15 protein-coding genes are annotated in these 20,246 nt (G+C 61.0%); 7 read left to right on the top strand and 8 right to left on the bottom strand.

Features of this window, described 5'->3' with window-relative positions:
- Window positions 1-103 precede the first annotated feature (103 nt).
- Both ACFWAY_RS41590 and ACFWAY_RS41585 read left to right on the top strand, forming a co-directional pair.
- On the top strand, window positions 104-1,651 hold the full coding sequence (locus ACFWAY_RS41590) for an AbgT family transporter (protein ID WP_378514625.1): 1,548 nt from the start codon (window positions 104-106) through the stop codon (window positions 1,649-1,651).
- Window positions 1,652-1,759: 108 nt separating this feature from the next.
- Window positions 1,760-2,554 carry an alpha/beta fold hydrolase gene (locus tag ACFWAY_RS41585; protein WP_378514624.1) on the top strand — a complete coding sequence of 265 codons (795 nt, stop codon included), beginning with the start codon at window positions 1,760-1,762 and terminating at the stop codon, window positions 2,552-2,554.
- A gap of 76 nt (window positions 2,555-2,630) precedes the next feature.
- Here ACFWAY_RS41585 and ACFWAY_RS41580 read toward each other — a convergent pair whose 3' ends face one another.
- Window positions 2,631-3,647, bottom strand: a complete 1,017-nt coding sequence (locus tag ACFWAY_RS41580) for an LLM class flavin-dependent oxidoreductase (protein ID WP_378514623.1) — start codon at window positions 3,645-3,647, stop codon at window positions 2,631-2,633.
- Between the two features lie 437 nt (window positions 3,648-4,084).
- Between ACFWAY_RS41580 and ACFWAY_RS41575 the strand changes: the two genes are divergently transcribed.
- The 4 genes from ACFWAY_RS41575 to ACFWAY_RS41560 all read left to right on the top strand — a co-directional run bounded on the left by ACFWAY_RS41575 (window position 4,085) and on the right by ACFWAY_RS41560 (window position 8,604).
- Entirely contained in the window at window positions 4,085-5,032 is a 948-nt protein-coding gene (locus ACFWAY_RS41575; protein WP_378514622.1) for a zinc-binding alcohol dehydrogenase family protein, read from the top strand.
- Between the two features lie 317 nt (window positions 5,033-5,349).
- On the top strand, window positions 5,350-6,579 hold the full coding sequence (locus ACFWAY_RS41570) for a M20 family metallopeptidase (RefSeq protein WP_378514621.1): 1,230 nt from the start codon (window positions 5,350-5,352) through the stop codon (window positions 6,577-6,579).
- A 59-nt stretch (window positions 6,580-6,638) separates the two neighbouring features.
- Entirely contained in the window at window positions 6,639-7,817 is a 1,179-nt protein-coding gene (locus ACFWAY_RS41565) for a multidrug effflux MFS transporter (protein ID WP_378514620.1), read from the top strand.
- A 16-nt stretch (window positions 7,818-7,833) separates the two neighbouring features.
- On the top strand, window positions 7,834-8,604 hold the full coding sequence (locus tag ACFWAY_RS41560; protein ID WP_378514619.1) for an alpha/beta fold hydrolase: 771 nt from the start codon (window positions 7,834-7,836) through the stop codon (window positions 8,602-8,604).
- 312 nt (window positions 8,605-8,916) lie between these two features.
- On the opposite strand, the gene ACFWAY_RS41555 is transcribed toward ACFWAY_RS41560, so the two are convergent.
- From ACFWAY_RS41555 to ACFWAY_RS41530, 6 genes are all read right to left on the bottom strand, one after another.
- Complete coding sequence (locus ACFWAY_RS41555) at window positions 8,917-10,149, bottom strand: M20 family metallopeptidase (protein ID WP_378514618.1); 1,233 nt, start codon at window positions 10,147-10,149, stop codon at window positions 8,917-8,919.
- Window positions 10,149-11,753, bottom strand: coding sequence for an amidase (locus ACFWAY_RS41550; protein WP_378514617.1), 1,605 nt, complete (start codon window positions 11,751-11,753; stop codon window positions 10,149-10,151). The genes ACFWAY_RS41555 and ACFWAY_RS41550 overlap by 1 nt, the downstream gene beginning before the upstream one ends.
- On the bottom strand, window positions 11,653-13,308 hold the full coding sequence (locus ACFWAY_RS41545) for a dipeptide ABC transporter ATP-binding protein (protein WP_378514616.1): 1,656 nt from the start codon (window positions 13,306-13,308) through the stop codon (window positions 11,653-11,655). Before ACFWAY_RS41545 ends, ACFWAY_RS41550 begins: the two co-directional genes overlap by 101 nt.
- Window positions 13,309-13,322: 14 nt before the next feature.
- The gene (locus tag ACFWAY_RS41540) at window positions 13,323-14,759 is read right to left on the bottom strand and encodes an ABC transporter substrate-binding protein (protein WP_378514615.1); all 1,437 of its coding nucleotides are present in this window, start codon (window positions 14,757-14,759) and stop codon (window positions 13,323-13,325) included.
- Window positions 14,760-14,967: 208 nt separating this feature from the next.
- Window positions 14,968-15,852 carry an ABC transporter permease gene (locus ACFWAY_RS41535; RefSeq protein ID WP_378514614.1) on the bottom strand — a complete coding sequence of 295 codons (885 nt, stop codon included), beginning with the start codon at window positions 15,850-15,852 and terminating at the stop codon, window positions 14,968-14,970.
- Window positions 15,849-16,895, bottom strand: a complete 1,047-nt coding sequence (locus ACFWAY_RS41530) for an ABC transporter permease (RefSeq protein WP_378514613.1) — start codon at window positions 16,893-16,895, stop codon at window positions 15,849-15,851. Before ACFWAY_RS41530 ends, ACFWAY_RS41535 begins: the two co-directional genes overlap by 4 nt.
- 596 nt (window positions 16,896-17,491) lie before the next feature.
- On the opposite strand from ACFWAY_RS41530, the gene ACFWAY_RS41525 reads away from it, so the two are divergent.
- Entirely contained in the window at window positions 17,492-18,490 is a 999-nt protein-coding gene (locus ACFWAY_RS41525) for an Lrp/AsnC family transcriptional regulator (protein WP_378456520.1), read from the top strand.
- A gap of 711 nt (window positions 18,491-19,201) precedes the next feature.
- Here ACFWAY_RS41525 and ACFWAY_RS41520 read toward each other — a convergent pair.
- Window positions 19,202-20,239 carry an ABC transporter substrate-binding protein gene (locus ACFWAY_RS41520; RefSeq protein ID WP_378456519.1) on the bottom strand — a complete coding sequence of 346 codons (1,038 nt, stop codon included), beginning with the start codon at window positions 20,237-20,239 and terminating at the stop codon, window positions 19,202-19,204.
- Window positions 20,240-20,246: the final 7 nt, after the last annotated feature.

The raw sequence follows: 20,246 nt of genomic DNA, 5'->3' as shown, positions 1-20,246 counted from the left end.
AACCGCTGATCACTGCTCGGCTTCACCCATCCCACACGTGGCACGGGCTCGAGAATAACAGCCGTGTGATTCTAAGTAAACGGTATTGGGGCTAGGCCGGTTCATGCTCACATCAATGACCGCCATGAAACCCGAGGGCGCGGAGCCACGTCAAGGTCGCCTTCTACGAGTCGTCGAACGGGCCGGGAACAAACTTCCTCACCCGGTTCTACTCTTCGCCGGATTGCTCGTGCTCGTCGGGGTGGGCTCGACCGCACTCGCGCTCGGCGGTGCATCGGTCACCATTCCCGGAAGCGATGAGGTCGTCCTCGTACACGGGTTGTTCACCGGTGAGGGCCTGCGATGGTTACTGACCAATGCCGTCACGAACTTCACTGGATTTCCACCGCTCGGCACCGTACTTCTGATGGTGATGGCAGTCGGCACCGCCGAGCGAAGCGGATTACTTCGAGCGACGGTCCAGAGCACGATCGGACGAGCACCGCGGTCCGTCATACCCTACGCCGTAGCCTTCGTGTCGCTCCAGGGTCATTTCATGGGGGATGTCGTGTTCCTGGTCGTTCCGCCATTGGCTGCGGCAGTTTTTCGTAACGCGGGCCGCAACCCGGTCGCCGGGCTCATCGGGTCTTTCGCCTGTGTGTCTGCGGGGTATGCATCCGGATTCACTGTCGGAACCCTCGATGCGCTGTATGCCGGAATCACTGTCAAGGCGGCCGCGATACTCCCTGGGTACGACACCGTGGCAACTCACATCCTCATCAACTACTTCTTCACGGCCACCTCATCCTTGATTCTTGCGATGGTCGGCGGATTCATCATCGTGCGAGTACTCGAGCCTCGACTGCCGAGACCTGAAGGGTATATCGATCACGAGGCCGAAAGCCCCCTCACCGGCCGGGAGATACAGGCACTCGTCATCGCCGCAGCCGTCGGTTCCATCCTCGTCGTCGCTGCTCTGGCCACGTGGCTGGTACCGGGAAGCCCACTGCGCGGCGCGAACGGCGCTCTCATTGCTTCACCGTTTCTCTCCAGCATTCCGCCAATGCTGTTCGTGGTCTTCCTGATACCCGCGATCGTCTACGGATTCCTGGTTGGATCCTTCACTCGTACGGAAGACGTGCCGAATGCCATGGGTGAGTCGCTGAAAGCGATGAGCGGCTACATCGTGCTGATGTTCTTCGTCGCCCAGATGATCGCAACGTTTACTTGGTCCAACGTGGGCATCCTGCTCTCCGTAAAGCTGGCGACGGCCCTGGAAGCAATGGGACTCGACGGATTCGCCGGGATCACCCTCTTCATTCTGTTGATCTGCATCCTGAATCTGTTCATTCTCTCCGGATCAGCGATGTGGTCTTTAGTAGCCCCGGTGTTTATTCCCACGTTCATGCTGCTCGGACTCTCACCCGCAGTCACTTTGGCGGCATTCAGAATCGGAGACTCGACCACTGCGCTGGTAACACCGATGAACGTCTACCTCTTCCTCATACTGGCAATGATGCAGAAGTACGAGCCGAAAACGCGATTCGGGACACTGATTTCTCGTACGAGCCTCTTCGTGATTCCGTTCATCGTCGCCTGGACACTTGTTCTGGCCATCTTCTACTTCCTGAATCTACCTCTAGGCCCGGGCGCGGCAGTACGACTACACTGAATATGATTGTATCTCAGTCTATTTGACGAATATTCCCGCATTCGCACCTGGATGCAATAGGCAGACGCGCACCATGCACTCGCGTCGACATCGAAGGAGCTCACTCCCTTGCGGAAGCACTATGCGGACACCCCACACGGTCAGATTCACTACATAGCCTCAGGCACGGGTGACCCGCTGTTCCTGCTGCATCAAACGCCACGGTCGAGCGACGAGTACCGAGACGTGATCCCCCTGGTCAGCGACAACCATCACGTTATCGCAATGGACACACTGGGCTTCGGCGCCTCCGATTCACCGGACGAGCCCTGGACCATCGAGCTGTTCGCGGCCGGCGTCCTCGCCTTGGCCGACAGCCTGAATATCCAACAATTCGACATCGTGGGTCATCACACAGGAGGCGTCGTTGGCATTGAAGTTGCCGCATCAAATCCACAACGCGTCCGGAGCCTGGTGCTGTCCGGCGTCCCCTATGTCGATGCCGAGCGACGCCGCAAGGTCGCGCTCGGTCCGACGATCGACGGGGTACCGCTGTCGACGGATGGGTCGCATCTGAAGCAGTTGCGGCAGAAACGCGCCCCCTTCTACCCACTCGATCGTCCGGACTTGCTCGATCGCCTCCTCGTCGACGCGCTCAAGGTCGGGGCGCGAGTCGAGGAAGGCCATCAAGCAGTCAACAACTATCGCATGGAAGACAGGATTGAGAGCGTCTACGCCCCGACGTTGATCCTTTGCGGCGAACTGGACACATTCTCACTGCCCGACGTGCCCCGCTTGGTCGCGCACCTTCGCGATTCTCGCCAAAGTATACTGCCCGGTACCGGCGTACCGTCCGTCGATCACAAGCCAGACCAGTTCGCAAAGGAAGTGCTCCGGTTCTTGGACTCCCTTGCTGCCCAGTAGTTCACGAAGTTCTCCGTAGGACTCCACCGTCTCGCCTGATGGTGCACATCTCGCGTGCACCATCAGGAAGATCGATCTAGATCAGCGGCATGACCAGATCAGCGTACGAGTTCATCAACTCGTACGGCAGATCGTACGAACCGACATGCTGCAACAGTATCTTGGAAGCACCCGCGCGCCGTGCCCGCTCGATGCCCGCGGCGATCTCGGTCGGGGTACCGAACAGGCAGAAAGTCTGCGCGAACTTGACCGCGTCATCGTCGCTGATCCATTCCGAGCACCGCTCGACAGCCAGGTCCCAATCTTCGGCATGAATCACATCCGGATAGATCCCATCGATTCTGGACGGCACGACAACGTCGATTCCAGCGAGTGCAAGCGCGCTCGCACCTCCGTGCTGTGCAATGCCCGCACATATCGGTTTCAGTATCCGGGCATCACGACCCAGGTCATCGGTGACGTGGCAGTGCGCAGACACTGTGATGGACACAGAGTCCGGTCGCCGCCCCGCAGCGAGCACTCCGGCATTCACCAACGCACAACTTCTGGAGAGTGTTGCGGGAGAGACGCCGCTCAGCAGGATAGCGCCGTCGGCCAGCTCGCCGGCGAGTCGAAGATTCTTGGGGCCACTGGCTGCCATGAACAGTGGCACCTCGGGCCCAGGGTCACGTAAACGCCCTCGGACACCATTGAATTCGTGTTCCTCACCGTCGAGAAGCGTGCGAAGTGCGGAAATGGCGGTTGCCAGTTCGGATTGCCTACTCGGTCGCATTCCGATCGGTTGTACAGAGCTGTTACCGGTGCCGATTCCGAGGGTGAAGCGACCCGGTGCCAGTTCCGTGACCGTGCGTGTAGCAGACGCAATGACACTGGGATGCCTTGTCACCACGTTGGTCACCGCGGTACCCAACTGGATACTCGACGTCGCGATCGCACAAGCAGTGAGAACAGCAAACGGATCTCTCCACAGTAGTTGCGAGTCCGGAATCCAGACCTGATCGAAACCCAGTTGCTCAGCCTCGCCGGCCGCTCGGGCCACTTCTTGCGCCGATACGCACGGTGGGAGACGAATCCCTACCTCGATCCCGGTCATGCGACGGTGGAATTCAACGTAATAGCCATGTCAACTCGCCCGACTTCCGTGTAGGTGCTCAAACCATTCCATGGGCCCTCCCGTGGAATCGAAGATGTCGCAGTGGGGTTTCGTCGTCCATACCTTTGGTCCACTGAGTCGACCGCCCTAGGTTTTGCTGACCGGACCGCACATGATTTTCCGGCAGGACCGACCTGTCTACCACGGTCCGGTCAACAGACCCCAAACGTCAGGGTGGCCGTGACGGCTACCTAGGCTCGAATGATCAGCCAGGCCAGTCGTCCGGTCGGTCCACTGCGCCCCATGGCAACCTTCGAACCTGGGTGCGGCCAGACGACGGAACCTCCGCCGGCATCCGAGTTCGCACCGTTCGCACGATTGTGTCCTGACAACACCTTCCTGACCACCCCCGCCAGCCACTACTCGAGGAGTTCAAAATGCGCGCCGCACGACTGCACCAGTTCGGGCAATCACCTGTGATCGACGAGATCGACATTCCCAGCAGAGAACCGGGGCAGTCTCTGATCAAGATCGACGCTGCTGCCCTGGGACACCTCGACATCACCATCGCCAGCGGAACTTTCGATATAAGACCGCAGCTACCACACACCGGCGGAACCCACGGTTCGGCCACCGTTGTCGATTCGGACACTATCGCTCCCGGTACCCGTGTGTTGGTTCGCGGCGACGGGGTCGGACTGTTCAGAAACGGATGCTGGGCGGAGTACCTCGTCACATCCGACAAGGCACTCACTCCGTACGATCCCAATTTATCGCCGGCGGTGGCAGCCACCTTCTCCCTGCCGACCGCCACCGGCTACGTCGCCGTCCACGACATCGCCGGGGTCGTACAGGGTGAACGAGTCATCGTGTCCGGCGCTTCCGGCGCAGTGGGATCGATGGCGGCGCAGTTCGCGCTCCTCGCCCGTGCCGCCGAAGTGATCGGAGTCGTCCCGCGAGCAGACCAGACTGCTTTGCTTCCGGACGGGGTCCGTCCGGTTGTCGGCCGCGGTGACGATGTGGCAGCTGCCCTCGGCACCGAACCGGTCGCCGAGGTGCTCATCGATACACTGGGCGGCGACGTTCTACCGCAACTACTGCAGAGAGTCACGCCCGGCGGCCGGGCCGTGCTCATCGGATATACCCTCGGCAGAACACTGACTCTGGATCTACCCAACTGGCTCCTCAGCGACGTACAGCTGCTGCCCCTCAATATGATGCGGAAGACCGCCCGTCAAGCCGAGCTTGCGCCGGAGATGATCCGCCGTCTCGCTGCCGGTGAACTGACGCTTGCGATTCAAGAGTTTGCACTCGACGACATCGCCTCTGGTCTGCAACTGATGCAGGAGGGGAAGCTGACCGGCCGCGCCGTTCTCGTACCCTGATCAATACCCGCAAGGAGGATCGTGACCCGGGGTCCAGACCGAACCTTCGCTCCGATTCCCCGTGGCGATGCCCATCTCTGCTCTCCTTCGCCTGCGAGCTGCCGAAGGCGGAGAGGCCAATGCGTTACGCGGCCGGAGATCCGTCACCCATCGTGAGCTACTCGCCCATCCGTCGTGATGACCCGCTCCGCTCCGCGGGTTCGATCTACAGCAATCGTTAGCGCCGGATCCCAGTGACCGGACCGCAATCGTTGCCTCGAGCCGCCGCCGGCGTGGAGAGTTATCGAGTCTGGTGCACGGTGGAAGGAAGGTAACTGTTGAATAGTCGCGAAAGCTCTCCCGGTTCCGCATTGCCGAAGGAGATCATCGAGTTCTTGCGCACCGATGTGCGGGAGCGAAGCGATGACCTTCTCGCGGTCAGTCATCGTATTCACGCTCAACCGGAACTTCGGTTCGCGGAGCACTTCGCATCAGGATTGCTCGGCGACATCCTGAGGCGCGAGGGCTTCGACACCGAAGCCGGGATCGCCGGTCTTCGTACCGCCTTCGTGGCAAGCTACGGATCCGCCGAGAACGGACCAACCGTGGCAATCTTTCTCGAATACGATGCGTTGGAGACCATCGGGCACGGATGCGGACACAACGTCATTGCCTCGATCGGACTCGGCGCTGCGCTGAGCGTCAAGCGTTGGATGGAGTCCAGCAAGCTGAACGTCGGCAGGCTGTTGGTTATCGGAAGCCCTGGAGAAGAAGGTGGCGGAGGAAAGAACCACCTCATCGACAGTGGTCGACTCGACGACATCGACATAGCAATGATGATGCATCCCGAGGGAGAAAATCTGTCGGCGATGGCCACACTGGGAAGAATAGCGCTGGATTTCGACTTCTCGGGGCGCGCGGCACACGCGGCTGTCAGCCCGGAGAAGGGGGTCAACGCACTCGACGCGTCGGTCCTCACGCTGAACGCGATCGGGCTGCTCCGACAGCAATTGCCCTCCGACGTTCGTGTCCACGCAATCATGACCGACGGTGGCGAGGTCCCCAACATCATCCCCGAGCACAGTTCCGTCCGTGTGTATGTCCGCGCTCCGGATTCTCGCTACCTTATCGACGAGCTACAGCCCAGAATCGAAAACTGCGCACGGGGTGCGGCGTTGGCGACAGGTGCCACACTCAGTATCTCGAAGCAATCGCCAACGTATGCGGCAATGGCTCCCAATCCGGTTCTGGCTCAACTCGTCGAAGACGGCTTTGCCATCGTCGGGCGCACCACGAGTCCGACACGACCGGACGCATTCCCAGGTTCGACGGATATGGGCAACGTCAGTCAGATCATCCCGTCCATTCACCCATGCATCGAATTGGTGCCCGGATTGGGAATGCACACACGTGAGGCTGCCACCGCCGCCCGCGGCCCCCACGGAGATAGTGCGGTTCTCGACGGTGCATTCGTCCTTGCGATGACAGCTGTCCGAGTATTCCTTTCCCCCGACCTGACTGCCCGGATCAAGGAATCGTTCACCGAAGGCGTCAGGGTCGGCATTTGACCGAGGCACAGTCGCCACACAGGGTAGATCGACCATTGACCAACGGGAATACCACCGGCTTGCGCACGGTATCCCTGGTCATAATACTCGGTGCGCTGACGGCACTGGGGCCGCTGACGGTTTCGCTTTATATTCCAGCTCTTCCGACGATCACCTCCGAATTCGGCGCGTCCGCGACCATGGTGCAGCTGACGTTGACCGGCACACTGGCGGGACTCGCTTTGGGCCAGGTGGTCATCGGACCCTGTTCCGACATCTACGGCAGACGCCGTCCCATCATCGCGGGCACCGCAATACATGTCTCCGCTTCTGTGTTGTGCTTCTTCGCAACATCGATACCGATGCTGTCGGCACTGCGGGTGTTGCAGGGGTTCGGCGCCGCTGCTGCCGGTGTCGTGGCTATGGCCGTCGTCAGAGACTTGTACGTCGGCCACTCTGCCGCTGTGATGCTCTCCCGCGTCATTCTTGTCATCGGAGTTGCTCCGATCATCGCCCCCTCGGTCGGCGGCCTACTGCTCAGCTTCATGCCCTGGCGCGGCGTATTCCTGTTCCTCGCAGTACTCGGAGTCGCCGCGTTGTCGATCGCCGTGCGGGCAATGCCCGAGACCCTTCCCCCACAATCGCGGAGGTCGCCAGGAGTGCGAGGCATACTGTGCACGTACGCGATGCTTGCCCGGGACCGCCCATTCTCCCTGTTCGTGCTCATCGGCGGGGTCGTCCGAATTGCCCAGTGGGGCTATATCGCTGGATCGTCGTTCGTTATTCAGGACCAGTTCGGATTGAGCGTCGGCGCTTATGGTTTACTCTTCGCCGCCGGTGCTGTCGTAATCACCGTGGCGTCACAGTTGAACGTCCTGTTGCTCGTACGTTGGTCGCCGCTGCAGGTCACTCGGTGGTCACTCCTCGCGGCTGTTCTCGCAGGTGCGGCGTTTGTCCTCATGGCCGCCACGAACGCCGGAGGCCTGGGGGGATTCGAGATACCCCTGCTGATTGTTCTCGGGTCGATCGGCCTGGTAACGCCCAACGTTCCTGCCCTGGCCCTGTCGCGTCACGGAGAGGCTGCCGGCGGTGCATCTGCGTTGTTGGGATTCACTCAGTTCGCAGCAGCCGCAGCTGCCGCGCCGCTCGTCGGAGTCCTGGGCACCGACAGTCTTGCCGTTTCATCGGTGATGACAGGAGCGGCAGTCTTGGCCTTCTGTCTGCTCTTCTTGGTCCGCAATACCCATGTGGTCTCCTGACACCCGAAAGACAAACATGCACGTCCATTCGCCCTCGGGCATCTCCGGCAGTCTCGCCTTCTTCGATTCCGGAGATCGCCATCGTGCAAACGCAACGACCACTGTCTACCTCGGCGGTCTCGGATCAGCCAGCAGCGTTGCGTTTGCGTCCGTTGTCGCTCATCCCGCAACCCAGGGGCGGTCGATAACGGTCGACCTTTTCGGTAGCGGCTGGAGTGACCATCCCGACGACTTCACCTACTCCGTCGAGGACCATGCCGCATCCGTCGCGTCGGTCCTCGATTCCATCGGACTCGAATTGGTAAGCCTTGTCGGCCACAGCTTGGGCGGCTCCATTGCCATCGCACTGTCCACGTCACGGCCGGACCTGACCGGACACCTGATGGTCTGCGAAGGAAACCTCGACCCCGGAATGGGGGCACTATCGGCAAAAATCGCATCATGGGACGAAGGCCAATTCATAGCGCATGGACACGCCGCCCTGATCGCCTCACTGCAGACGGAGGATGTTGAGGGACAAACCAACTCAGCAGACTTCGCGCGCACTGTGGCGCGATGGTCCCCCGCCGGTCGGCACCGCACAGCGGTCTCGCTGATCGGCAATCGTGAGCCGACATTTCGGGCTCAGCTCGCTGCGTTTCACATACCCGTGTTCGTCACCGGGTCGACGTCTCGACTGGACACCGCCGAACTCTCCACAATGGGATGCGACATCAGAGTCGTCGCCGACGCCGGTCACATCATGATGAACGATAACCTCGACGGATTCTGCGCCGCGATCGCCTGATTTCAAGGTGCACTACCCTCCACCCGCCGTATCGACCAGTTGCCCTTCGACGAAGGAGAGCACGCCGTCACCTCCGCCGGGTCGCCGAGCTTCATTGCGTCCACATGACAGGCCGTCCAGCACGTCGGGGCAAACTTCCGGGATCGCCAATCAAACGCGAAACGACACCGCCACCTCCACCCCGATCACCCACCGGTGTGGAGGCCGGCGACGCACGCCGCGACGATCGCTTCAACTGTGCCGTCATCGAGCAGTCCCTCGACCCGGAACATCATGGCCCTATCCACCCTGTCGCCGACCGCGCCATCGCACTCACAGCGCAATCCGGACGCCCTCGGTGAACGACTCGCGCACCTGATCCATCAACTCGGGTGTGGTGAACAGTTGGGCCGCGGTCATTGCCATGATCAGCGCGCCATCGAGAACGGCCTCGTCACCGGGTTTGCCGGCCGCGAGGGCCGCAGCTTCTCGGGTATGCATTCCGAGTCCGGGTACGAACTCGATGTTGGGATGAATCGCCGGAACGATCTGACTCACATTGCCCATGTCCGTGGACCCTGGAAAAACCTCGGCACGGGCCGGTTCTGTGATGCGGCCGACCCGCTCGAAGTTCTTCTCGATCAGGGCCCCGAGAGTTGCATTCGGCGCGAGCGCTGCATAGGTGGGCGACTGATTTGTGATACTGACCGTTGCTCCGGTGGCGAGTGCAGCACCACGCGCGCAATTCTCTACCTTGGGCTGCAACTCATCCACCAGCGTGCGGGTGTCTTCCGCCCGAATGTACGCCCGAACGAGACTGCGTTCGGGAATGATGTTCGGTGCCTCGCCGCCATCGAGAATAACCGCATGAACCCGACTATCGGTCGACAACTGCTGCCGTAAAAGGCCTATCGCGTTGAGTGTGAGCACGGCAGCATCGAGCGCATTGATCCCCAGATGAGGACTCACTGCGGCGTGGGCGGCCCGCCCGCTGAACTCGAAGTCGACAGCGACCCTACCCAATGTCCGCATTACAGAGAGATTCTCACCGGATGGATGCATCATCAGTGCTGCATCGATGCCATCGAGAAGTCCTGCGGCGATGAGATGGTTCTTCCCACCCCCACCCTCTTCACCTGGGCTTCCGACGACGAGGATCCGCCCGAAATGTCGGTCCTCTTGCTCCATCCAACGCTTCGTACCGAGTGCAGCACCCAGGCCCATCGACGCAATGACATTGTGGCCGCATCCGTGTCCGATCGTCTCGAGTGCGTCGTACTCGAGGACGAACGCAACGGTCGGCCCGTCGGCTTCGGATCCGAAATCCGCGATGAATGCAGTCGGAAGATCCGCGACTCCGATCTCGACTCGAAACCCCTCCTTCTGCAACGTCTCCGTTAGAAGAGCAGACGCGAAGCGTTCCTCGAAGCGCAGTTCCGGTTGGCGGTGAATCCTGTGACTGACGTCCAGGAGACCCGCGGCATAGTGCTCGACACTGTCGCGAATAGCGCGTTCGGTCTCCAATCGCAGCCCGACGTCGACACCCTGATCGTTCATTGTGCCCATTACGCGCCTGCACCTTCTGCATCGAAGTTCGCCCTGTCTGCAACGGCGGGGGTCATGTGTACCCAGGGCCTCGCCGATTCAATTTGTGCCGCAGTGGATATCAAGAGATCGTCACGACCGAAGGCGGCAACCAACTGCACGGCCAACGGTTCACCTGCGGACGTGAACCCATAGGGGACGGAGATCGCCGGCTGGCCCGTCGAGTTGATCGGAGCGGTGAAGGTCAGAACGTCGATGGTCTTCTCGACCCCGCCGGGTTCGGACCACGGCCAGCTCAGCTTCGGCGGCGTCGTAGCGAAGACCGGACTGAGAAGCAGGTCGAATCCCGACGCCCACCAATTCCCCATGCGGGAACGTAACCCGCCCAGCCAGTTCAGCGAATCGGCGAGATCCACACCCGACATCTCCCGCCCTCGGCGCTCCCAATGACGCGAGATCACGTCGAGTTCGTCGAATGCGAGCGCGCGGCCGACCTCCACCTCGATCGCGTCGATCGATTGAGCCACCGTGACGCTGAGTGAGTCGAAGAAGGCACGGATGTTCCGAGGGTCGAACATCGTGTCGGGATAGGAACTGTCGACGGTGTGTCCCAAGCTCTCGAGTAGTCGTGCGGCATCGAGAACCGCATCACTCACCTCAGCATCCACCGGCGCCGAGAGCCCGGCTGGGCATGTGACGAATCCGATTCTGAGCCGCGTCGGCGCTCGCTTCAGCGCCCCGAGCAGGCCACCCTCAATGAGGGCTGGCCGTCCCTGGTCGCCAGGCTCGCCGCCCGACACCGCGTCGACGATCCCCGCTGTGTCGCGGACGGTTCGGGTGAGGACGCCGGGCACACTGTGGCCCCATCGATCTGCCGTCGCAGGTCCGGTGCTGATCAGGCCCCGGCTAGGCTTGAGCCCGACGAGATGGCAGAAGGCCGCGGGCATGCGGATCGAACCGCCCCCGTCGCCGCCGTGTGCTGCTGGCACCATTCCCGCAGCGACGGCTGTCGCTGCTCCTCCAGAGGACCCACCTGATGTGAGATCGAGTCGCCACGGATTTCTGGTAATTCCGTGTGCCTTGCTCTCCGTCGTAGATACGATGCCGAGTTCCGGCGCTGCAGATCGACCGACAACGATGAAACCCGCTTCCCGGAATCGACGGGCAATGACCGCGTCGGACTTGGCAGTCGACCCGAAATCTTTGAGCACCAGCGTTCCCCGGTCATTGGGGTCGCCTTCCATTGCTGTCAAGCCCTTGATCAGAGTGGGTACTCCTGCGAACGGAGCCGAAGCGTCGACCGTCTCCGATTCCGCCAGCGCTGCCCCGAACCGTCTGTGGTTCACTGCGTTGAGAACCGGGTCGAGACGATCGATTCTCTCGATCGCATCCTGCACGAGCTCGCGTGGCGCGACCTCCCCAGTGCGTACCAGCTCCGCCTGCGTCGTGGCGTCGAGCCATTGCGTGTCTATGATGCTTCCTTTCGTGAGATCCGCGGCGCGCGACCGTGCGGGCAGATCGATGTCATGCCGACTTGGCCTGGCTCGACAGACGTTGCCGTTCACGAGGGTCGACCGACGGTATCGCCGCAACCAGCGCCTGCGTGTAGGGATGCGACGGTGCATCGAACACTTCCTCGGGCGTTCCGCTTTCGACGATCTCGCCGGATTTCATCACGATCACACGATCACTGATTGCGCGTACGACGGCCAGATTGTGCGAGATCAGAATGTATGTCAGGCCGCGATCACGCTGAATCCGAGCGAGCAGTTCGAGCACCTGCGCCTGAACGGTCACATCGAGCGCCGACGTCGGTTCGTCCAACAGCACCACTTCGGGTGACGCTGCGATCGCACGAGCGATCGCGATCCGCTGCTTCTGTCCGCCGGAGAACTGATGCGGGAATCGATCCCCACTGTCTGCGGGTAGTCCGACTTCTTCGAGCACGGTGCGCACGCGCTCGGCGTGTCGGTGCCCCTTGTTGGAAACAGTCAATGGCTCACGGATGGAGTTCTTGATCTTCAATCGCGGGTTGAGTGATCCCGATGGATGCTGAAAGACCATCTGGACAGCGTTGCGGAATTCCCGGAGTCGGCCACTGCGCATTCCACCGTAGTCGACATCCTCGAAGGCGACCGATCCACTGGTTGCCTTCTCCAATTGGATGAGAATCTTGGCAAGCGTGCTCTTTCCCGAGCCCGACTCGCCAACGATCCCCAGAACTTCGCCGCGATGGACATCCAATGTTATGCCCTTCAACGCGTCGACGAACCCACTGCTCGTCCGATATCTACGACCAAGGTCGTGCACCGAGAAAACCGTCGCGTCACCGGCATTCCGCGGTCTACTTGCGGAGGGGGCGGAACGTTCACTTCGTTCGATGGTGGGAACTGCCCTCAACAACGTCTGTGTGTAGGTTGTCTGAGGCTCCAGCAACACGTCCTCGACGTCGCCCTGTTCGATGATCTTCCCGTCGAGCATCACCGCGACCCGGTCAGAAGTCTGCGCGATAACGCCGATGTCGTGGGAGATCAGCAGGATTGCGACGCCGAACTCGTCGCGAATGGAGCGGAAGAGGTCCAATATCCCGGCCTGCACCGTGACGTCGAGAGCAGTTGTGGGCTCGTCGGCTAGCAGCAGGTCCGGTTCGCCGGCGAGTGCCAGTGCAACGGCTGCGCGTTGGCGAAGTCCGCCGGAGAGCTGGTGTGGGTATTGTCTGGCGCGGATCTCGGGGTTAGGTATTCCAACCCGTTCCAGTAGGTCGATCACAGCAGTGCGGCATTTGCTCTTGGGTAGGCTGCGGTGGCGCTTCACCACCTCGGCGACTTGAGCACCGACCCTCATACACGGATCGAGTGCGCCCATTGCGTCTTGAAATACCATGGCGGCGCGGCTGCCGCGAAGTTTCACGAGATCCGATGTTTCGGCTTCGAGCATGTCCGTCCCGCACACCGAGAAGTGGTTGCCTGCAACAGTGGCCGATCCGTCGAGGAGCCCGAGACACGCCATCGCGACGGAACTCTTCCCGCTTCCACTCTCGCCGATCAATCCGACGATCTCACCGGGGTGGACGACGAGGTCCACGCCTTTGACGCTCGGAACGGCATCGCCGTAGGCAATGGTGAGGCCTCGGATGTCCACGATGGGTTGTCGCGAGTCATCGCAATCGTTCAGGGTCATCGTCGCAATTGTGTTCATCGGCTGATCCACGCATTCTTCAGCAGGAGACGGGTGGCTGAGAGGTCGGCTTCGAATCCGTGCACCTTCCTCGCCCAGGTGTCGTACACGACCGGTGAGGCGTAGGGAACGAGTTGGTAGGCGTTCTCGGCGATGTAGTTGCCGATCTCCGCGTACTTGGCGCTGCGGTCGGCGTTGCCTGTGGTGATCCGGTCCGCTTCGTCCATCATCTTCCACAGCGTGGGATCGTCGACCTTGGTGCCGGGGGCTCCCTGCGCGAACCACAGGTCGAGATACTGGCTTGGATCGGCATTGAGCGATGCGTTCAATGTGACGATGTCAGCGTTCCACTCTCCGCCCGTTACCGCGTTGACCACTTGGTTGAACGGCACGGTCCGGATCTCGAGATTCACCCCGATCTCACTGAGCTGCTGCTTCATCAGTTCGGCTGTTGAGACAGCCTTCGGATTGTCTGACCGCACGAGCATCGACAGAGCTAGACTCTGCTGGCCGGCCTCGGCCAGCAAGGACTTCGCTGCGTCCGGATCATGCTTGTAGTAGGGCGAATCCTCGGATGCCTCGGTGCCGTATGGGTCTGCCGGCGGAACGGTGTAGCTGAGAACGCCTTCGCCAAGCGTCGCAACCTGAATCAGCTGATCTCGGTCGATTCCCATGCTCAAAGCCCGTCGAACCTTGATATCGGACAATGGTCCGGAGAGCGTGTTCATTGCGTACCACGCAGTACCGATGCTGAATGGCGGGCCGACGTTGATGCCCTTTGCCTTCAGTGTGTCTGCGTTGGTGGATGCACGGACCTCGATCATGTCGACCGAACCCGAACTGAGGGCCTGTACGCGGGTGGCTTCAGCGGAGATGAGTCGATAGTCGACGCCGTCCAGGTAGGGCTTCTGTTCGTCCCAGTAGTCTTCGAATCGCACCGTCTTGATCACGGCGCCTTCTTGGAACTCAGCCAAGGAGAAGGGGCCGGTTCCGTTCTCGGTCGTCTTGATCTGGTCTGCAGTGTGGCTCGTAATCCAGGCCTCGCTGACGATCCCACCGCTCCACGGTTGGCCAAGAAGGGTCAACAACGATGCCTGCGGCGCGTTCGTCTCGATCTCGACAGTGTCGGGGCCGGTGGCAGTGACGGACTTGAGATCGTATAGACGCTTGTACGGGGAGTTCTGGGCCGGGTCGGCGATCCGATTCAGACTGAATACTACGTCGGACGGTTCGACGAGTGAACCGTCGTGGAACTTGGCGCCGGCGCGGAGGGTGAAGCTGTATTTCGTGTCGGAGAGTTGTGTCCATTCGCTGGCCAACGCCGGTTGCACCTCAGTGAAATCGGCACTCACCGAGAGCAATCCCTCGTAGAACTGGGAGACAATGCGTTTCGCGTCAAGTGCCTGCGCCAACATCGGATCGAAGCCGCTGACCGGTTGCGTGTCCTCACCCACGATCAAAGTACTGCCGCGTACAGGATCCCCCGCCTCAGCGGCCGCACCGGCTCTGGTTGTGCTCGCACCCGAACAGCCTGCGAGGAAGAGCGACAACACAGCGGTGGCCGCAAGAACTGTTGCCTTCGAATGTGAATTGAATACTTTCACGGCAGTGCCTTTCGTCGCGCATAGGCGCTGAGTAAGTTCATGAATGAAGGCGGGGAGGCTAGTTCGCTGCTTTGCGCTTCGATCCGAAGCCCTCTCCTATCAATCCCCACGCAGAGGACGTGATCAGCAACGCGATGAAGGGAACCAAGGGAAGCCACGGCGCCTCGACCATGTAACTCTGAGATTCGGAGATCATCTTGCCCCAGCTGGGAGTGGGCGGCTGGACTCCCAGACCCAGGTAGCTCAGACCTGACTCCATGAGGATCACGATCGCGGCTGTGTTCGAGAGTTGGACCATCATCACTGTGAGTACGTTCGGCAGGAGGTGTCGGGTAGCGATACGGAACGACGAGATTCCCGATACCCGAGCCGACAGGACGAACTCACGCTCCCGTAACTCCAGGCCGCGAGACCGTATGACACGCGCAAAGTTCGGCACGGATACGATGGCGAGGACTGAGACGAGAGTAGTCATCGTGGGCGAAAAGATCGCCACAACGCCGAGCGCCACGATGATCGACGGCAACGAGACCAGCAAGTCGATGGCACCCATGAGCAGGGAATCGAGCTTGCCGCCTTCGAGACCCGCAGCCAGACCGATCGCGGAACCAATGAAGAGAGCGAGCAAAGCGGCACATACCGAGATGGTCAACGAGGTGCGCGCTGCGACACACACTCGGACGAAGTAGTCGCGCCCGAGCTCATCGGTTCCGAGCCAGTTTGCGGAATTCGGTCCAGTGAAGGGGATTCCGGCAACCTCGGTGGCCGAGAAGGGCCGCAGCACGCCGACGAGGGCTGACATTGCAAGCAGCACGAGCAGGATCACGACTCCGACCGCAAGCCCGGGCCGGGAGACTATCGCAGCCTTGATGGCTGCCAGAGTTGTCGTTCTGCTGCTCTTGTCGGCGACGGATGCACGCGCGCCCAGGTTGTCGGCGGTCATTTGGACGCCCCTACCTTCGGATCGATCAATGGGTACAGGAGATCGACCGCGAGGTTCATCACCACATACACCACACCGAGCAGCAGGATGCACGCCTGAGTTACCGCATAGTCGTTGTTGTTGATTGCAGTGATGGTCAATTGGCCGATCCCTGGAATGGCGAATACGTTCTCCACGAGAATCGATTCGCCGACGATTCCGGCGATCTGCAGGCCGGCGATGGTGACCACCGGAGCCGAGGCATTCCTGAACCCGTGCCGAATCGTCGCTTGCCATCGGGTACTTCCGGTGGCGAGTGCCGTCCTCATGAAGTCGTGGTCATATACCTCCAGCATCGATGTACGCATGTACCGACAAATCGTCGACCCGAGAGGCAACCCGATCGCCAGGCAGGGAAGAACCATACTGGCCAGGTTCTGCGACGGGTTCTCGTCGAACGGGACGAAGCCAAGAGTCGGCCAGGCGGGTATTGCCACAGAAGCCAGTAGGACGAGAGAGACACCGAACGCAAATACCGGTGTGGCCATGCCGAGAAAGGTGGCTCCGCGAGTGAACCAGTCGAACGGGCGCCCCTTCTTCATCGCGGCAACGAGGCCGAACGTGACTCCCCAAATCACCGACACCAACGTAGCTCCCACAGCGAGTTGCAATGTGTTCGGGATCCTCGACATGATCAACTCGTTCACAGGTAGCCCGTTGATGTACGAAGTCCCGAAGTCTCCTTGCAGCGCATTGCCGACCCACCGGAGGTATTGCGACACCGGCGAGCCGTCGAGACCGAGATCTCTTGTTATCTGTGCCCGGGTCTCCGCATCGCTGTACGGGCCTGCGAGGGTCTCAGCAGGATCGCCGGGAATGAGATGGACCACGCCGAAAGCGAGTATCGACAGTGTGAAGAGCACGACGAAGCCGCGAGCAACACGCGCGAGAAGGAATAGCAGCACCGACGGAACACGAAGCGGGGTTCTCGCCGCCGCCGTCTGTGGATTGGCCGGCGGAGAGATCGTGCCGATCCCTCCAGCCGAACCGTGGATAGAACTCATGTTCGTGGCCCCTTTGCTCCGCGTTCACGTGTGGTGGGAACGCAGTCTGGTCTGTGCCTTGGTTCCCGCATAGTGCCGCGGATCACTGAGCGAACCCGTCTGCCCGCTCGGTATTGCCGCGCAGGCTATCTCGGAAGCTCCTCGAGGCCCCACCGAAGTGGTTCGCTGGGCAGACCCGTGCTCGGCGATTGACACAACGGCAGCTGACGACGCCCGAGAGTTCCCTGCGGGCGTCAGCGCGATGGCCGGCGTGCGTGGCATGGAGCGCCGCAATTGTTCGGCCGTGGCGGCTCGTCATAGACGACGAGGTCCTCATACTCGTCTCGTGCTCACCACATGAATCAGTGTCTGCATCGGCACCTATTGCTTGCTTCCTTCGAGAAGCTGCCCGCGCACCTATTCCCCGTCGAGCTAGGTCTACAGCCTGCATGCTCGCACTCCATCTCTTCCGTATCCATCTCGAAGGCCCTGAAGAAGCCTTGCGCAATACTGAAGGCGATCATTGTTAAATCGAAACAAGACTGTGTAAACTTGATGTTTTCCGCCAGAAGTCGCGGTCAAAATGTAGACATCCGCCAAAGGAGCACTGATCCAGAATGAACGAGCCTGATCTGAAGCTCGTCGAGTGTCTGCAACTCGCACCACGCGCGCCGTGGACCCTTGTTGCCGACGTTCTGGGAATGTCCCCGGTGACCGTGGCGCGACGATGGGAGGAACTCGAGTCGGCAGGAATCGTGTGGGTGCGCGGATTCATTCGATCGTCCCCGGAGGAGCCTGTCGTCCGGGCGTGGGTCGAGATCGACACCGGAGGCCTGGCAGCGCCCCAGCTCGAACACTCGCTCGCCGGCCATCCGGACGTCATCGGCCTTCGTCGAACCTCGGGCGTACGTGACTACCTGGCACTCGTCGTGGCACACGGGCTCGATGCGCTTGCAGATTTCGCAGGTGGTGTCGCCGGACTCGACCAGTGTCGATCAATCCGAATGCATCTCGTGACTCACGCGCTCGCCATCGGCAGCACGTGGAGCCTGAACGTTCTTGATGCGGCTCAGCGTAGACGACTGCCTTCCACGAGATTCGACCGTGCGTCGACCCCGATACGACCACACGCAATCGACAGGGGGTTGTTCGCGGCTCTCGAACGGGACGGGCGAGCCTCGTTCCAAACCCTTGCTGAAGAACTTGATACAAGCGCAGCAACCGTCAAACGCCGTATTCAGGCGCTCGAACGAGCAGGGCGTCTCGAATTCCGGTGCGGCGCCGCCCGAACGGATATCGGCTACCCCGTCTCGGCAATCTACTTCGGCTCCGTACCAGCAAACCAAGTCGAGCGAGTATCGGTGTCCCTCAACTCGATACCAGGACTACGTATGGCTTCGGTGACAGCCGGTCCCTTCAATCTCGTCCTCGACGTGTGGCTGCAGTCGTTGGAAGAGGTCCATCGCCTGGAGACGCGCATCACGGGCCGCCTCGCTGAGTTCGGTGTGACGATCTCCGACCGAGCCGTGGTACTGCACACGGTCAAACACATGGGCCGATTGTTGGACAGTAGCGGAAGAGCTATCGCCCACCTTCCGGTCAGCCCCGAGCCATGATGACACACGATTGTCCGCAGACCCGTAGAAGACACTCCTCCGCTGGCGACTCACCGCAATCGACCGAATGCGCGCCTTCCACCAGCTCCGCAACCCAGCAGACGCAACACGACGCCGCGAACAACGAATCCACCAGATGCAGATCCAGCACCGCAACACCGCGCAAGGCCACCCTCGATCAGAGGCACCGCGCTTTCGCAAATCCGCCGCACCGCAGCGCTCTGCGACATAATCAAGTCGATCCACTGTCGGAGTCGACAGCTTCACACCATTCTTGGTGCTCGACATCGAGATCCGAACGCTGATCGCCACGACGAACGGGGTCGAGAGTCTGAACCCGAGATTCGCCGAGCCGCCGATGCCCGCCGTCACTTCCCGACGAGCAATCGGCGCTCGAGTGCGTCTACCTCGCGATCATGAGTCTCGATCCCGCCAGGAAGACCCGGATACGCTGGTCCAACCATTGGAAGGCGGCGTTGAAGACCTTCGAGATCACCTTCGACGGACGCCTGTCCGCCGCGAATAGCTCGCCACCACAGATTAAGCCAGCTATATCGACAACTTGAGAGTCCCTCGACGACAGCCTGCGGGCGGCCGCCGCGCACCGCATCACCCTCGTCAGGATCTGATATGCGAAACGCCCGCCGTGTGGAGAGGGCTATGTCGCGATTGAGTTGGGCGCGGAAGAATGGAAACCGCTTGGTACGCGGCCTACTGGATGAATTTCTTTTCCCACTCCGACTGGTATTGCGTGAGCGATTCGGGCGTGAGATCGGAGGCGTTGGGCAGCGCGATGTCCTGGGCTCGTGCGACGCTTCCTTCGATGTCGGGGAGGGCGCTCGCGTAGCCGAGGGACAACGCCTTCTGGCCGGCGGGAGTGACCATGAAGTTCGCCAGCACCTGCGCCGCATTGGGGTGCGGCGCCGCGGAGAGGGCGTGCGTGAACCACGGGGTTCCCCACGAGGGCGCGGGCAATGCCCAGTCCACTGGTGCACCCGATTCCTTTTCTCGCACCAGGGGTTGCACCATAGGGGTTGCGACGATCTCCCCTGAGGTCAATGCTTGAGCGACCCCCAGTGCACTCGGGTAGATTCGCGGTTTCAGCTCTGCGAGCTTCTGGAGATAGTCGGCGCCGAAGTTCTTCTCGAAGAATCGGTAGAGGTCGACATAGGAGGCGATACCGGACGGGTTGACGATTCCGATCTTGCCCTTCAACGCCGGGTCGAGCATATCTGCCGGCTTCTGCAGACCGCTCGGAAGTGCTGTCGTGTTCCATCCGAGAGAGAACACCGCCGCACTCGTCAAGAAGAATCTGTCGGACATGATACTGGTCTTTGGGTCGTATTCCGGTGCATCGAATGCCGGGCCGACGAGGTCGGTCGAGTAGGTGCCCGACTCGGCGGCAGTCTCGATCCACGCGGCGTCGGTAAGCATGTGCACGTCAGCCGTTCCGCGCTTCGTCTGATTCTCGACCTCGACCTTCGGGTTGATGTCGGCATCGGTCCCCCGAACGTATTCGAGGGAAATCTCGGGATACTCCTGCTCGAATGCCACTTTGAGAGCGTCGAGATTGGCGGGCTTCTGGCTCGAGTACAGCAGCACACTGCCTTCGCCCTTGGCCGCGGCGACGACGTCGTCCCAACTGCCGGTCACTGGCCCAGTGGGTCCGGAGCCGCCGGATCCGCAAGCGGCAGAGGCGAAAGCGGCGACCACTGCGACGGCCATCAGCTTTATCGGCATACTTCTCATGGCATGA

The organism is Rhodococcus sp. NPDC059968 (assembly GCF_042738615.1).
GTDB lineage: Bacteria > Actinomycetota > Actinomycetes > Mycobacteriales > Mycobacteriaceae > Rhodococcus_F.
This window is presented reverse-complemented; position numbering and strand designations above follow the sequence as displayed.